Source organism: Franzmannia pantelleriensis (assembly GCF_900102875.1).
Classification (GTDB): domain Bacteria; phylum Pseudomonadota; class Gammaproteobacteria; order Pseudomonadales; family Halomonadaceae; genus Franzmannia; species Franzmannia pantelleriensis.
In genome coordinates this window covers 258,639-272,868 of sequence record NZ_FNGH01000002.1, presented here as the reverse complement: position 1 = coordinate 272,868, position 14,230 = coordinate 258,639, and the positions used below count along the sequence as shown (strand labels likewise).

Annotated in this window: 12 protein-coding genes; 1 reads left to right on the top strand and 11 read right to left on the bottom strand. The window is 64.1% G+C overall.

Annotated features, from left to right (window positions below):
• Positions 1 to 2: 2 nt before the first annotated feature.
• The 10 genes from BLT16_RS03300 to BLT16_RS03255 form a co-directional block, all read right to left on the bottom strand.
• On the bottom strand, positions 3 to 815 hold the full coding sequence (locus BLT16_RS03300) for an ABC transporter permease (RefSeq protein WP_089657101.1): 813 nt from the start codon (positions 813 to 815) through the stop codon (positions 3 to 5).
• The gene (locus BLT16_RS03295) at positions 812 to 1,699 is read right to left on the bottom strand and encodes an ABC transporter permease (RefSeq protein WP_089657100.1); all 888 of its coding nucleotides are present in this window, start codon (positions 1,697 to 1,699) and stop codon (positions 812 to 814) included. Before BLT16_RS03295 ends, BLT16_RS03300 begins: the two co-directional genes overlap by 4 nt.
• Positions 1,683 to 2,846, bottom strand: a complete 1,164-nt coding sequence (locus tag BLT16_RS03290; protein WP_089657099.1) for an ABC transporter ATP-binding protein — start codon at positions 2,844 to 2,846, stop codon at positions 1,683 to 1,685. The genes BLT16_RS03295 and BLT16_RS03290 overlap by 17 nt, the downstream gene beginning before the upstream one ends.
• Before the next feature lie 446 nt (positions 2,847 to 3,292).
• Positions 3,293 to 4,408, bottom strand: a complete 1,116-nt coding sequence (locus tag BLT16_RS03285) for an extracellular solute-binding protein (protein ID WP_089657098.1) — start codon at positions 4,406 to 4,408, stop codon at positions 3,293 to 3,295.
• Positions 4,409 to 4,688: 280 nt separating this feature from the next.
• Entirely contained in the window at positions 4,689 to 5,822 is a 1,134-nt protein-coding gene (locus tag BLT16_RS03280; RefSeq protein ID WP_089657097.1) for a porin, read from the bottom strand.
• A gap of 400 nt (positions 5,823 to 6,222) precedes the next feature.
• Complete coding sequence (locus BLT16_RS03275) at positions 6,223 to 7,041, bottom strand: ProQ/FINO family protein (RefSeq protein ID WP_245701418.1); 819 nt, start codon at positions 7,039 to 7,041, stop codon at positions 6,223 to 6,225.
• Between the two features lie 297 nt (positions 7,042 to 7,338).
• Positions 7,339 to 7,896 carry a dihydrofolate reductase gene (locus BLT16_RS03270; protein ID WP_089657096.1) on the bottom strand — a complete coding sequence of 186 codons (558 nt, stop codon included), beginning with the start codon at positions 7,894 to 7,896 and terminating at the stop codon, positions 7,339 to 7,341.
• Entirely contained in the window at positions 7,893 to 8,666 is a 774-nt protein-coding gene (locus tag BLT16_RS03265; RefSeq protein ID WP_089657095.1) for a thymidylate synthase, read from the bottom strand. Before BLT16_RS03265 ends, BLT16_RS03270 begins: the two co-directional genes overlap by 4 nt.
• A gap of 125 nt (positions 8,667 to 8,791) precedes the next feature.
• On the bottom strand, positions 8,792 to 9,583 hold the full coding sequence (lgt, locus tag BLT16_RS03260; RefSeq protein WP_089657094.1) for a prolipoprotein diacylglyceryl transferase: 792 nt from the start codon (positions 9,581 to 9,583) through the stop codon (positions 8,792 to 8,794).
• Between the two features lie 32 nt (positions 9,584 to 9,615).
• The gene (locus BLT16_RS03255) at positions 9,616 to 10,998 is read right to left on the bottom strand and encodes a response regulator (protein ID WP_176817142.1); all 1,383 of its coding nucleotides are present in this window, start codon (positions 10,996 to 10,998) and stop codon (positions 9,616 to 9,618) included.
• Between the two features lie 87 nt (positions 10,999 to 11,085).
• Here BLT16_RS03255 and BLT16_RS03250 point away from each other — a divergent pair, with 87 nt between their 5' ends.
• Entirely contained in the window at positions 11,086 to 11,886 is an 801-nt protein-coding gene (locus BLT16_RS03250; protein WP_245701417.1) for an NRDE family protein, read from the top strand.
• A gap of 61 nt (positions 11,887 to 11,947) precedes the next feature.
• Here the strand turns inward: BLT16_RS03250 and ptsP are convergent, their stop codons facing one another.
• Positions 11,948 to 14,209: a phosphoenolpyruvate--protein phosphotransferase gene (gene ptsP / locus BLT16_RS03245; RefSeq protein WP_089657091.1), complete on the bottom strand. Its 2,262-nt coding sequence runs from the start codon at positions 14,207 to 14,209 to the stop codon at positions 11,948 to 11,950.
• Positions 14,210 to 14,230 lie beyond the last annotated feature (21 nt).

Sequence of the window (14,230 nt, the reverse complement as noted above, 5' to 3'; positions counted from 1 at the left end):
CGCTATCCCCCCTTGAGCCTGGCCATGGCCGCCACCTCGCGTCGCCGCTTGAGCTCGTAGACCACGGCCAGCACCACCGTGATCAGGATCAGGATCAGCCCCAGTGCGTTGACCGCGGGGGTCAGTCCGGTGCGGACCTGGGAGGCGATATACACCGTCAGGGTGGTGTCGTAACCGGCCACGAATAGGGTGGTGTTGTAGTTCTCGAACGACTGCAGAAAGGCGATCACCGCCGCCGACAGGATCGCCGGCTTGAGATACGGCAGCAGGATGCGCCGGAACATCTGCCACTGGCTGGCGCCCAGGTCCAGCGCCGCACGCTCCATGGTGCGATCGAAGCGCTGCAGGCGCGCCATTACCATCAGCATCACGTAGGCGGCGATGAAGGTGGTCTGCCCCAGCACGGTAAGAAAGATGCCGCCGCTGACGCCAAACTGGCGCCAGAAGATCAGCGTCGAGATACCGATGATCACCCCCGGCGTGAGCAGCGGCGAGAGTATCAGCGCGTAGATGAACGGCTTGGCGCGACTCGACACCGTGTTCAGGAACAGCGCACTAGAGATGCCGATCGGCACCGCCAGCACCAGCACCCCCGCCGCCACCATCAGGCTATTGGAGAGTGCATGCCACATGCCGCCGTCGTGCCACAGCTCGCCGAACCAGCGCAGCGTGGTGCCGCCCCAGGGCGTCACGGTGGGAAAGCGGCTGTCGTTGAAGGTCGCCAGCGACATGATGATCAGCGGCAGGAACAGGTAGGCGAAGAACACCACGATATAGAACTTGAGGCCGAAGGCCAGCAGCCGCTGCGAGGTCATTTGGCGATATCCCCCAGCCCCACCTTGAAGAGTTTCATGACAAGGGACATGAAGCCGATGCACAGCACCAGCAGCAGGAAGGCGTAGGCGGCGCCCTGGTTCCAGTTGCCACCCTCGAAGAACCAGTTATAGATGATCTGGGTGAACCAGCGGCTGCCCGGCGAGCCGAGCAGCGCCGGCACCGCGTAGCTGCCGGCGGCGAGCATGAACACCATGATGCAGCCGGTGGCGATACCCGGCTTGGCGTGGGGGATCACGATGCGCCGATGGGTACGCAGGGTGCCGGCGCCGAGATCGCGGGCCGCCCGCACCTGGTTGCCATCGAGGCTCTCGATGGCGTTGTAGAGCGGAAATACCATGAACAGGATATAGGCGTAGACCATGCCTACCATGACGCCGGCGTCGCCGCTGAGGAAGCGGATCGGGCGCTCGATCAGCCCCAGTGCCAGCAGCACTTCGTTGAGCGGGCCGCGAAACGCCAGCAGGATGAACCATGAATAGGTGCGCAGGATCTCGTTGATCCAGAACGGCACGATCAACAGCAGGATGCATAGCGCTGCCTGGCGCGGGGTGGCCACCTTGGCCAGGTACCAGGCCAGCGGATAGCTCACCGCCAGCGTCAGCAGGGTAACCAGCACGCTCGACCAGATCGTCTTGAGGAAGATCGCACGGTGGATATCGTTGTTGAACAGCGTCACGTAGTTGGCCACGGTCAGACGATCATCCGGCCCGCCGATCTGGGCCGGCAGCAGGTTGGGCCGCAGCGAGTACTCGATCATCTGCAGCTGCGGCAGCGTCACCATCATGATCAGCCACATGCCCAGCAGAGTGACGATGGCCATCGCCACCGGCGAGCCGAAGCGCGCGCTAAGCTGCCGGAACATTGGCCGCCTCCTTGACCTCACCGGTCTCCTCGTCGACCACCGGGCTGCCGTCGTTGGGCAGCACCACCGCCTCCGCCGGGTCATAGCCCAGGCGCACCCGTTCGCCTTGGGTGAGGCGGCCGGCGGCACCGCGCGCCTGTTCACCGCTTAGTTGCAGCCGCAGCCGCTCGGCGCTGGCCACGAGCCGGGTCTCGAGCATCAGCCAGGCGCCCTCGAAATGCACCGCCTCGACCTCGGCCTCCAGCGCCGGTCCACTGCTGCCCTGCCCCAGCAGCCTCAGCTGCTCGGGGCGTATGAACAGCGCGGCGCTATCGCCTGCCTTCAAGCCGTCGCTGGCGCCGGGCACCGCACTGCCCTGCAGCCGCCCCAGCCGGCCGGCATCGAGGGTCAGGCGCTCGCCGTCGCGCTCAGCAACGGTGACCTCGAGGCGGTTGTTCTCGCCAACGAAGGCCGCCACGAAACCGGTCTGGGGAGTACGGTAGAGCGTCATGGGGTCGGCGACCTGCTGGATGCGCCCAGACGACATTACCGCCACCCGGTCGGACATGGTCAGCGCCTCGCCCTGGTCGTGGGTGATATAAATGAAGGTGATGCCGGTCTTGCGCTGGATCGCCTTGAGCTCGGCGCGCATGTGCTGGCGCAGCTTGAGATCCAGCGCCGAGAGCGGCTCGTCGAGCAGCAGCACCCGCGGCTCCACCGCCAGCGCCCGGGCAATGGCGATGCGCTGCTTCTGGCCACCGGAGAGTTCGGCGACCTGCTTGTCGCCGCTGCCCTCCAGTGCCACCAGGCTAAGAAGGCGTTCGGAGACCTCGCGTCGCGCCCGCTTGTTGACGCCGCGCACCTCGAGGCCGAACTCGATGTTCTCGTACACGCTCATCAACGGGAACAGCGCCAGATTCTGGAAGATCATCGCCGTGGGCCGGCGGTTGACCGGCACCCCGGCCATCGGCTCGCCGCCGATCAGGATCTGCCCTTCGCTGGGGGTGAGAAAGCCGCTGACCATGTTAAGCAGCGTGGTCTTGCCGCAGCCCGAGGGGCCGAGAAAGCTGAAGAACTCGCCGGAGTGAATCTCCAGCGAAGAGCGTTCGATGGCGGTGAAGTCGCCGAAGCGCATCACTACCTGGTCGAGCGAAACGGAACCGTCCATTGGGACCTCAACAAAACAGGTAAAAGCATATGCTGGTGCCCCATCCAACAACAGCATCGCGACTGAAGTCGCTCCTACATTTGCCTTGGCGCCATACCCAGTGTGGGAGCGAATTCATTCGCGATTAATGTGGGAGCGAATTTATTCGCGATTGCAGCGCGTAGCGCTGCCGGGCTGATCCCCCAACCCCATCGAGACTGAAGTCTCTCCCACTTTTGCCAGGGGCGCCATACCCAGTGTGGGAGCGAATTTATTCGCGATTGCGGCGCGAAGCGCTGCAGGGCCAACAGCATCGCGACTGAAGTCGCTCCTACATTTGCCTTGGCGCCATACCCAGTGTGGGAGCAAATTCATTCGCGATTGCAGCGCGTAGCGCTGCCGGGCTGATCCCCCCAACCCCATCGAGACTGAAGTCTCTCCCACACTTGCCTTAGCGCCATATCCAATCATGCAGAAAGATAGCGATCCTGATACTCATTGCGCAGGGTCACGTACCACGGTTCCTGGATCGGCCACCACCACAGGTTCTCGAGGTCGGCATCGGTGTAGGAGTCGCGGAAGAACTGGCGGGTCTCCTCCGGCAGCAGATCCGCAGCCCCCACCGAGGTGGAGTTGTAGCCGGTTGCCTCAACGAACATGGCGCCGGCCTCAGGGGTGTAGTACCAGTTGATCAGCTCGTAGACGGCGTCGGGATTCTGAGCGTTCTTGGGAATCACGAAGCCCTCCATCCACGCCAACGCACCTTCACGGGGGGCGGCGTAGGCGATGTCCTCGCCCTCCTGCTTGAGGCGGAAGGCGGTGCTGTCCCAGGTCTGGCCGATGATCGCGCCGTTGGTACGAAACGCCGCTTGGGCCTCGTTCTCGGTGTCCCAGAACTGCACCAGCAGGTTCTTGTGCTTGACCGCCTCCTCGACGATCACGTCGAAGTTGGCGCGCATCGCCTCCTCGCTGCGGTAAGAGTCCAGCAACGGATATGGCAGCCGCCCCTCGCGCTCCAGCCACAGGCCGATGCCGACCAGCGCCGAGTGGCCGCGCACGGTCACGCCCTGGCCGTGGTCGGGGTTCCACAGGTCGGCGTAACTGAGGGTCTCGCGGTCGATATCGACGAAGCGACGGTGGTAGGTGATCGCCTCGGTGCCCCAATCACTGGGCGCGAAGTAGCGCCGGCCGTCGACCACGCCGCCCACCTCGGAGCCCTCGATGGCGCTTTGCAGCGCGCCGTCCCAGTTGATGCGCGACTCGTCCAGCGGCTGGATCAGGTCGTAGTCGAGATAGCCCGGCACCCGGTCCACGGTGGGCATGATCACATCGAAGCCCGAGCCGTCGGTGGCGCGCAGCGAGTTCATCAGCTCGTCGTTGGTGCCATAGGGGGTGAAGGTGGCGCGGATGCCGGTCTTGTCGGTGAAGTCGGCGAGCATCGCGTCGCTGAAGTAGCCGGCCCAGGCATAGATGCGCAGCGGCTCGCCCTGGGCCAGCGCCTTGTTGATATAGAAGGATGGCGCAGCGGCCACCGCCCCGGCCGCAGCCGTTCCCTGCAGAAAACGACGCCGTGACATCGACATGGTGAGTACTCCTGAACGCAGTGATTGTTGCTGTGATTGTCTGCTCGACTCGATGACCGGGGCATGACGATTGAATGACGGTTCAACGAGCTGAACTCAGCATAGCAGCGGGCAGGAGAAAGGCGAGATGCGCCGAGCGGCGGGTTTCAACGCTATATGCGCGATGGGAGAAATAAGGGCGGGGCGAGTGCGAGCACCTAAACGACGCCCACTAAAAAGCCGACCCATAAGGGGCCGGCTTCTGGCGAGCCACTAAGCGGCTCGAGGGGTCAAGCTAGACTTAGAAGTCGTAGCGAACGCCCACGGTGTACAGCAGATCGTCATTGATTTCGCTAACAGCTTGGTCGCGGTCGAAGTCGTTATCAAATACTTCGGCAAAGACGTACATCGGCTGGCTGAAGCGATAGTTGGCGCCAAGCATCCACTGATTGCGAGAGTCCATGTCAGATCCGGCTTCACCACCAAAGCTGGTGCGCGCATACTGACCGTAGACCTCACCCAAGCCGTAGTCGAACGTGGCGCCTACAGCAAAGATGTCGTAGCTCTCGATGCCTTGATCATCATCGGAGCCTTGACGCTGATAGCCGAGACGGCCAGAGAACTCGGGCGTGAACTGGTAGGTCGCAGCAGCGCCCCACACAGCTTCGCCGTTGTTAGCGCCTTCGCCTACGTTGTTGCCATACAGGCCGTCGGTAGCATCTTCACCGCGCACGCCGAAATCACGGTTTTGGTCATAAGCCACTGCCAGGTAGAGATCCTGCCAAGTGTAGGAGGCAGCGACCTGCGAACTGGTGGTTGAGGAAGCGTCTACGCCGTCAACGCCAGCAGCGATGTTGTTACCTGAGTAGTGCTTGGCCTGCAGGTGTGCCTGGAAGCCTTCCAGCACCGGAGTAGAGTAGGCAACGCTGTTACCCCAGGAGCTGTTGGAAGTGCCCTGCGGGTCGATCCAGCCCTGATTTTCCGGGACGTCGAAAATTGAACCAACAGCTTGGTAGTAAATGCTGTTAAAGTTACCAACAGTCAAGCGACCAAACTGGTTGCTGTTGATACCGACGAAGGAAGAACGAACGCTGTCAAAAGCTGAATCGTTCTGTTGAGCAGCGTTAAAGCGGAACTCCATGTTGGCAAACACGGACAGGTCGGAGTCGATTTCATGACGCGCACGGAAACCCAGACGAGAACCAATGTTGTTGAACTGTGAACCGCTTTCCTTCAGCACTTCGCCTTCAGTACCAGCGACTTCAGCTTGTTCGGCACTTACTACACCATCGGTACCACCAGTGGTGATGCCGTAAGCAATACGACCATAGACGTCAACTTCGGTGCCGTCTTGGCTGTAAACGGTAGCTGCCTGGGCAGCAGCGGAGACGCCCAGGGCGCCGGCGATAGCAGTCGCTAACAGTGTCTTTTTCATCGCGATATGTCCTTAACTAGCTTACTGTTTCGATCGTTTCTGCATATGCAGTCGGCTTTCCCGGTGCGCCTGGCCAATCTGCCGAGGCAAGATGGCCGGGGCTGCCACCTGAGCGAAGCCTTGTTATATTCCAATGCTCGCAGGAAGAACCTTATACCGGGATTTCCGAGAACGCAACAAGAAAAAACACTGTTTCCAATCTCGATGCACGGAATCCATGGAACTTTTGCCCTGCGCTAGCGTCACGCCACCACCTTGAAGCCCGTGACGCCGGGCCGCCAACGCCTCACGGCGACTAGTCACGGCCAGCGTTGGCTATCTTGGCCGGGTCTATTGCGACATGCAAGCCCCACCTGGAGGCAGGGCATCAACGGCTTGTCATGGATCAAGTGGGAGGATCTCAGCGCTGCTCATGCTTGGACAGCAGCTGGCCGAGCTTCTGCTCGAGGCGCGCATCCTTCTCGCGCTGGGCCTGGCGCTCGGCCTTTTGTGCCTTGCGGGTGCGGTTCTGGGCGCGCAGCTCATCGAGCTGGCGGCGGGCGTAGCGCGCTTCACCGTCGCTCACCTCACCGGCATTGCTGCCGTCGAGGTCGACTCGCTCGGCGCCGGCGCGCACCGCCTTTAAATAGCGCGGCAGGTGCACATAGCAGGCCAGCGCTCGGCGTATCAACTTGTCGGGCCAGGGCTCGCGCACCACCAGATCCTCGTGGATCCCGACCTTGAGCGGGCGGGTATGGCCCTTGAAGAAGGTCTGCGGGTAGCGCTGGTACCACTCATCGAGCAGCGCCTGAGGCGACGGCGCCTCGCCGATGGGCAGGCGGCTCTGAGGCTCGTCCGGGGTCTCTGCTGCTGGCGTGCTCTCAGCGGTAGATTCGACGGGCTCAGGCGCCACTGCCGGCGCTGGAGCCGCCGCCGTAGGCGTACTAGGCTTAGCCTGCTCCTGAGTCTGCTTCGCGGTATCGTCTGTAGAGGAATCATGATGCCTGGCGGCGAAGCGCGGGCGGCGCGACATCAGCGCGGCCAGGCCCTGGCTACGCGGACTGGACGCCGACTCACGGGCCTCGACTTCCTGCTGCAGGCGCTGGTTGTCGGCCTCGAGCTCGGCGAGGCGTCGCTCGAGATCGGCAATGGTGGTGTGCGCCTCGCGCAGTGCAGCCAGGCCATGCTCGGCGCGCTGCTCCAGGGCGCTGAGCAGTGCCGTGGTGTGATCGTCGTTCAAGGCGTCGCCCTCCATGCGCATCTCACGTGATCATAGCCTCAAGTGTGTGCCAGCTTTGGCATTCTGACAATGCGGCGAGCCAGGATGGCATTACACCGGCCAAGCCAATGACTTGATGCCGCTTTTGCCTGATACGCCCGGCACGTACCCGCTCGGGGCTGATCCGTCGACAGGCCTACGAGGAGGCGCTGTAAACCCGTCCCTGGGCGCTATCTTGCGCCATCCATGGCGCAAACCTCCTCTTCGCCCTGTCCCCGGCGCCCCTCGCTAAAGCCGAAGGCACACGCCGCCGACGGATCAGTCCTGGACGGGGCTGGCATCCCGACGCCGATACTCGACGAACGCATAGGCCGGCTGGCCCTCATGCGGTGTGCCGGGCACCCGCTGGCACTCCTGCCACTCGCCGAGGTCGAGCTCGGGGAAGCGCGCATCGCCCTCCACCTCGAGGTCGACCTCGGTGAGATAGAGCCGCGCGGCGTAGGCCATAGCCTGGGCGTAGATCTGCCCGCCGCCCATTACCATGATCTCCTCCACCCCGTCGATGATCGCCTGCTGGTCGGCGAGGTCCAGGGCGCTTTCGAGGTCGTGACACACTTTCACTCCGGGATGCTCGAAGGTGCTATCGCGGGTCACGACGATATTCAGCCGCCCCGGCAACGGCTTGCCGATAGAGGCAAAGGTCTTGCGCCCCATCACCAGCGGCTTGCCCTGGGTCATGGCCTTGAAGAACTTGAGGTCCTCCGGCAGGTACCAGGGCAACTGGTTGTCGACCCCGATTACCCGGTTGCGCGACATGGCGGCGATCATCGCCACCGGGACCATGGTGTCGAACGGGGTGTGCAAGTGCTCACTCATACTGCCACCTCGGCCTTGATATGCGGATGGGGATCGTAGTCCTCAATCGCGATGTCCTCGAAGCGGAAGGCGAACAGATCACGCACCTCGGGATTGAGTACCAGCCGCGGCGCCGGGCGCGGTGTGCGCGACAGCTGCAGCTCGGCCTGCTCGAGGTGATTCGAGTACAAGTGGGCATCGCCCAGGGTATGGACGAACTCGCCGGGCTCGAGACCGCTGACCTGCGCCACCATACAGGTCAGCAGCGCGTAGCTGGCGATATTGAACGGTACCCCGAGGAAGATATCGGCGCTGCGCTGGTAGAGCTGGCAGGAGAGCCGCCCCTCGGCAACGTAGAACTGGAACAGCGCATGGCAAGGCGGCAGCGCCATCTCGTCGACCAGCGCCGGGTTCCAGGCCGAGACGATCAGCCGCCGCGAATCCGGGTTGCGCTGGATCTGCTCGACCACCTGGCGAATCTGGTCGACGTGACCGCCATCCGGCCGTGGCCAGCTGCGCCACTGGTAGCCGTACACCGGCCCCAGGTCACCGTTGGCGTCGGCCCACTCGTCCCAGATGCGTACCCCGTTCTCCTTGAGGTAGCGGATATTGGTGTCGCCGGACAGGAACCACAGCAGCTCGTGGATGATCGAGCGCAGGTGCAGCTTCTTGGTGGTCACCAGCGGAAAGCCGCGCGCCAAGTCGAAGCGCATCTGGTGGCCGAATACGCTACGCGTGCCGACCCCGGTACGGTCATGCTTGGCTACGCCCTGAGTCAACACCTGGCGCATCAGGTCGAGGTAGGGCTGTTCGAGAGCAGGATATTGAGTCGCTTGTGTCACGCGCTTGCCATCTTGATAAGTGGGCCGGGCCTCCCACGCAAACAGGCCGCCCGGCGTTGAATGTCTAAACAGGCTTACCCCGGCAGCCGCTGATCGACCGGCTGGCGCCGCGACCAGGCGATCAGCGCCGCGCCGGCCAGAATCATCGGCAGAGTCAGCAGCATGCCCATGGTCACCCAGCCGAAGGCGATGAAGCCGATATGGGCATCGGGCAGACGCACGAACTCCACCGCGAAGCGGAACACGCCATACAACATCAGGAACAACCCGGAGATCAAGCCGCGCTGGCGCGGGCTGGCCGACACCACCCACAGCACCACGAACAGCACCAGTCCCTCGAGTAGCGCTTCGTACAGCGCCGAGGGATGGTGCGGCTCCGTCCCAAGGCCGGGAAACGGCATGCCCCAGGGCAGCTCGGTGATGCGTCCCGGCAGTTCGCGGTTAATGAAATTGCCGAGGCGCCCGGCGCCAAGACCAATCGGCACCAGCGGGGCAATGAAGTCGGTCAGGGTGAAGAAGGCCAGCCGCTTCTTGCGGGCAAAGTAGAGCGCCGCCAGCAGCACGCCGATCAGCCCGCCGTGGAAGCTCATGCCACCGTCCCAGATCTGGAACAGCCATAGCGGATTGTCGATCAGCCGGCCCATGCCGTAAAACAGTGCATAGCCCAGGCGACCGCCGGCCACCACGCCGATCGCGCAGTAGAACAGCAGGTCGCCGATGTCGTCGCGGGTCAGGCCGAGCCGCGCAGCGCGCCGGCAGCCCAGCCACCAGGCGGCGACGAAGCCGATCACATACATCAGGCCATACCAGTGAATGCTCAGCGGCCCCAGTGAGATGGCAACCGGGTCGATATCGGGATAGTTCATCTGGCGTCCTGCTTAAATAAGAAGAAAGGCGGTCAGGCATGCTTCGCCAGCCAGCGACGCGCCATGTCGACCAAGGCCTGAGGACGATACGGCTTGGCAAGGTAATCGTCCATGCCGGCAGCGAAGAAGCGCTGGCGATCGCTGTCGCTGGCATTGGCGGTCAGCGCCACCAGGATGCTGCGATGCTCGTACTCTGCGTCGCGCCAGCGACGGCTGGTCTCGACGCCGTCCAGGCCGTGCATGTAGATGTCCATGAACACCAGGTCATAGCGACACTGCTCGCGTAGGCGCAGCGCCTCTTCGCCGTCGCGGGCAGTATCCACGCAGATGCCTTCGGCTTCCAGCACCTGGCGAGCCAGCATGGTATTGACCGGCCCATCGTCGACGATCAGTACCCGCGAGACGGGCGCTTGCCGAGACTCCCCCTCATCGGCCTCGCGACGTACAGCGAGTGGCGAGGACACCTCACCGCTCAAGGCTTGCGGCGCTTCCACCAAATTGGTGATCAGCGACTCCAGGTCGGCGATTCGCTCCAGCAGCTCAGGCGTCGGCCGCTCGGGAGTCTGCAGCAGCCCCATGAGTTCGGCCAGTTCCTTCTGAAGCAGCTGCAGATAGCGGGTCTTGAGGCGCGACTCCTCGCGGGCACGGTCCCGTGACAGCATCAGCTGCGCTAACTGCTGCTGCTGGTCGACGATGTCCTCCAGTACCCCCATGCAGTGACCGTGCCCATCATCCAGCGATAGCAGGCGGAAGGTACGATAGCCGCCCTGGCTGCCGTTGATGCGCACCACCTCGGCGACTTGGCTGCCGGGCTCGGCGCCAGTGTCTATACGAATCAGATAGCTGAGTTCCAGGCCGCGCAGCTCGTTCAGGCTGCGCCCTACCAGCTGCTCGAAGACGCCATTGGCTTCGACCAGCTTACCGTCTCGGGTGATAAAGGTCGGAATCGGCAGCCGATTCAGCATGGTGGCGAAGCGCGGCCGCTCGGCAACGCGCTCCATCAGGGTTTCGAGGGCATCGAGGAGTCGCTCCAGGCGGCGCACCGGCCCATCCGAAGCATCGGCAAAGGGCAGCACCCGCTCGGACTTGAGCCAGGTGGGGAGATCACCGTGAATGATGCCCAGCAGACGCTCGAGACGCTCGTAGGGCACGCCCAGGGCGCTCTCCCACTGCTGCAGACGTTGGCGCAGCATCAACAGGAAGGTCGCCACGCTGAGACTAGTCCCCACCCCCAGCGCCAACAGCAACCAGCTCAGGTTGTGCCAGCTGCCGGCATTACGGGCATCCATCTGCCAGATCAGCAGCCAGGCCAGCAGGCATAGCAGCATCACCCCGACCTGCGCCGCCAGCAGCGGCCACAGCAGTGGCCAGATGACCCGCTGCCAGAGGCTATCGGTGGCTTTATCGACTCGCATCCTCATCCCTGTGAACCGTCGAAGGGCCTTGAGTGTACGAAAATGCGCGGCGGCTGTCATGACGGACGTGAAGGGCTTTGTTACGCCATGTCGGCACGGTATGGTAATGCGATGTGCCTGATCGCCTTCGCCTTTCATCCCGACGACGCCGTGCCGTTGCGACTCATCGCCAATCGCGATGAACGCTACGCCCGTCCCTCTGCGCCCCTGGCTCGCTGGCGCGACACCCCTGCCATTCTCGGCGGGCGCGATCTGGTGGCCGGGGGTAGCTGGCTGGCGCTGCACCGCGGTGGCCGCATGGCGGCCATCACCAATGTCCGCGATCCGCGCATCCGCGTCGCCGACGCCGCCCCCAGTCGCGGCGAGCTGGTACGTCAGGCGTTGTTGAGCGATGACCTGCCGGGCTGGCTCGCCCAACTCGCCGAGGGCGACGCCTGGCAGTATGGCGGTTTCAATCTGCTGGCCGGCGATGCGCGGCAGCTGTGGCACCTGCATCGCGGCCATCGCCGCCTGGCACTACAGTCGCTCCCAGCAGGGCATTACGGACTTTCCAATGCCGACCTCGAGACGCCCTGGCCCAAGCTGCAGCTGGCCAAGACCGGACTCGCCGCCAGCCTCGACGGCGGCCGCTGGCCCGACGACGCCCTGACCGCCATGGCCGAACATCACCCTATCAACGACCCGGCCCGGCTGCCCGACACCGGCGTCGGAGAGATGCTGGAGCGATTCCTGTCGCCGCCCTTTATCATCGGCGAGGCGTACGGCACCCGCGCCACCAGTTGGCTGAGCTGGCACGCCGACGGGCATATCGAGATCACCGAACGGCGCTTCGGCCCCGGCGGCGTGCACGCCGGCGAAACCAGCGAACGTCTGCTCCTCGACGCCTGATGCTGGGCGCTGGGCGCTGGGCGCTGGGCGCTGGGCGCTGGGCGCTGGGCGCTCAATAAGCCTAATCCCGTGGTGGGAGAAGATGCGCCAACTGCCACTCGCCCAGCCGCGTGGCGAGGTGCGCACGCACCTTGGCCGGCGACTCCAGCGCCAGGGTTTCACTGACCAGCGTCTGCGCCGCGGCCAGTGGCACCCGGCGGATCGCGGCCCGCACCCGCGGCAGGCTCGGCGCATTCATCGACAGCGCATCGAAGCCCATGCCCATCAGCAACAGCGCGCCAGCCGGATCACCCGCCAGCTCACCGCACAGCGACACCGGCATCTGCAGCGCGGCCGAATCCTTGGCGAGACGGTCCAGCGCCGCAAGCACTGCCGGGTGGCAGGCGTCATACAGCTCGGCGACGCGCGGGTTGTTGCGGTCCACGGCCAGCAGGTACTGAGTCAGGTCGTTGCTGCCCACCGAGAAGAAATCGACCCGCTCCGCCAGCGGAGCAAGCTGATAGAGCGTGGCGGGCACCTCGAGCATCACCCCGACCTTGGGCCGCGGCACGCTGACGCCCTCCTCGGCGATCTCTTGCAGGGCGCGATCGAGCAGGCGCAGCGCATCGTCGACCTCGTCGACGTTGGTGACCATCGGCAGCAGCACCTGCAGATTGTCGAGCCCCTCGGAGGCCTTGAGCATGGCGCGCAGCTGCACCATCAGCACTTCGGGGTGGTCGAGGGTCACGCGGATACCGCGCCAGCCGAGGAAGGGATTGGCTTCGTCGATGGGAAAGTACGGCAGATCCTTATCGCCACCGATATCCAGGGTGCGCATCACCACCGGCAGCGGCGCGAAGCTCTCGAGCTGATCACGATACAGCCGAACCTGCTCCTGCTCACCGGGGAAGCGCTCGGTGATCATGAACGGCACTTCGGTGCGATAAAGGCCCACCCCGCTGATACGCGGCTTGAGCGAGGCCACTGCATCAACCGCCAGGCCGGTATTGACCATCAGCGGCATGGCGTAGCCATCAGGGGTCTCGCTGGGCAGGTCCTGCTCGTGCTCGAGCACCGCGGAGAGCGCATCTTCTTCGGCGATCAGTGAGCGATAGTGGCTCTCGATATCGGCGCTGGGACGCACGAACAGCCGGCCGCGATGACCGTCGAGCACCACCTTGGCACCATTCAGGCGCGGCAGCGGCAGGTCGACCATGCCCAGCACGGCGGGAATATCCATGGCCCGCGCGATAATCGCCACGTGAGAGGTACTCGAGCCGCGCACCGATACCAGCCCGGCGAGCTTGTCACGGGGGACTTCGCCCAGCGTCGCCACGCTGATCTCATCGCCTACCAGCACGGTACGCTCGGCGAAGGTATCCGGGGTCTGCGGCGTTTCCTCCTGCAGGTGGGCAAGCACCCGCCGCCCCAGGTCACGAATGTCCGCCGCGCGTTCGCGCAGATAGTTGTCATCGACCCGTTCGAGATACTGCACGTGGCGGCGCACCACGTCGGCCAGCGCGCCGGGCGCCCACTGCCCCTCGCGAATGCGCTTTTCGACCTCCTGCCCTAGCGCCGCCTCGCTGAGCATCTCCTGATAGACCTCGAACAGCGCCAACTCCTGGGCGCTGATACGACTGGCCAGGCGCTCACCGGCGGCGCGAATCTCGTCACGCACCCGGTAGATGGCTTGCTTGAGACGCTGAATCTCGTAATCGACATCGGTGGGAATCAGGTCGGGCACATTGTCGAGATCGGCCGGTGGCGCAATCACCAGCGCCTCGCCGATGACCATGCCCGGCGAGGTCGCCACCCCGGTGAACATCGCCTGGCCGTCGCCGCGGTTGGTACGCGACAAGCCACCGGTGGCCAGGGCATGCGCCAGCACGCCGGCCAGCTGGGCGGCCATGGTCACCAGGAAGGCTTCGTCGCCTTCGTCGAAACGCCGTTTGTCCTGCTGCTGAACCACCAGTACGCCAAGCATGCGCCGCTGGTGAATGATCGGCACGCCGAGAAAGCTCGAATAGCGCTCCTCGCCGGTCTCCTCGAAGTAGCGGAACAGTGGATGGCTGGGGGCATCCTCGAGATTGAGGGGCTCCTCACGCTGACCGACCAGCCCCACCAGGCCTTCACCAAGGCGCAGCGAGACCTGCCCCACGGCGCGACTGTGCAGGCCAATGGTGTCATTGAGCACCAGCCGCTGCTGATTGACGTCGAACAGGTAGAACGAGCACACATCCGTGCGCATCGCTTTGCGGATACGCCGCACCATGGTCGACAGCGCAGCCTCCAGCGTGCGAGCGCTGTTGACTTCCTGAACGATGCGGCGGAGGACATCGAGCATAAGCGTTCTTCTTATGGGGCC

What these genes read in the sequence shown, in the direction of transcription:
- BLT16_RS03300 (WP_089657101.1), bottom strand. Translation starts at nt 815, where the DNA reads ATGACCTCGCAGCGGCTGCTGGCCTTCGGCCTCAAGTTCTATATCGTG.
- BLT16_RS03295 (WP_089657100.1), bottom strand. Translation starts at nt 1,699, where the DNA reads ATGTTCCGGCAGCTTAGCGCGCGCTTCGGCTCGCCGGTGGCGATGGCC.
- BLT16_RS03290 (WP_089657099.1), bottom strand. Translation starts at nt 2,846, where the DNA reads ATGGACGGTTCCGTTTCGCTCGACCAGGTAGTGATGCGCTTCGGCGAC.
- BLT16_RS03285 (WP_089657098.1), bottom strand. Translation starts at nt 4,408, where the DNA reads ATGTCGATGTCACGGCGTCGTTTTCTGCAGGGAACGGCTGCGGCCGGG.
- BLT16_RS03280 (WP_089657097.1), bottom strand. Translation starts at nt 5,822, where the DNA reads ATGAAAAAGACACTGTTAGCGACTGCTATCGCCGGCGCCCTGGGCGTC.
- BLT16_RS03270 (WP_089657096.1), bottom strand. Translation starts at nt 7,896, where the DNA reads ATGAGTGAGCACTTGCACACCCCGTTCGACACCATGGTCCCGGTGGCG.
- BLT16_RS03265 (WP_089657095.1), bottom strand. Translation starts at nt 8,666, where the DNA reads ATGCGCCAGGTGTTGACTCAGGGCGTAGCCAAGCATGACCGTACCGGG.
- lgt (WP_089657094.1), bottom strand. Translation starts at nt 9,583, where the DNA reads ATGAACTATCCCGATATCGACCCGGTTGCCATCTCACTGGGGCCGCTG.
- BLT16_RS03255 (WP_176817142.1), bottom strand. Translation starts at nt 10,998, where the DNA reads ATGCGAGTCGATAAAGCCACCGATAGCCTCTGGCAGCGGGTCATCTGG.
- BLT16_RS03250 (WP_245701417.1), top strand. Translation starts at nt 11,086, where the DNA reads ATGTCGGCACGGTATGGTAATGCGATGTGCCTGATCGCCTTCGCCTTT.
- ptsP (WP_089657091.1), bottom strand. Translation starts at nt 14,209, where the DNA reads ATGCTCGATGTCCTCCGCCGCATCGTTCAGGAAGTCAACAGCGCTCGC.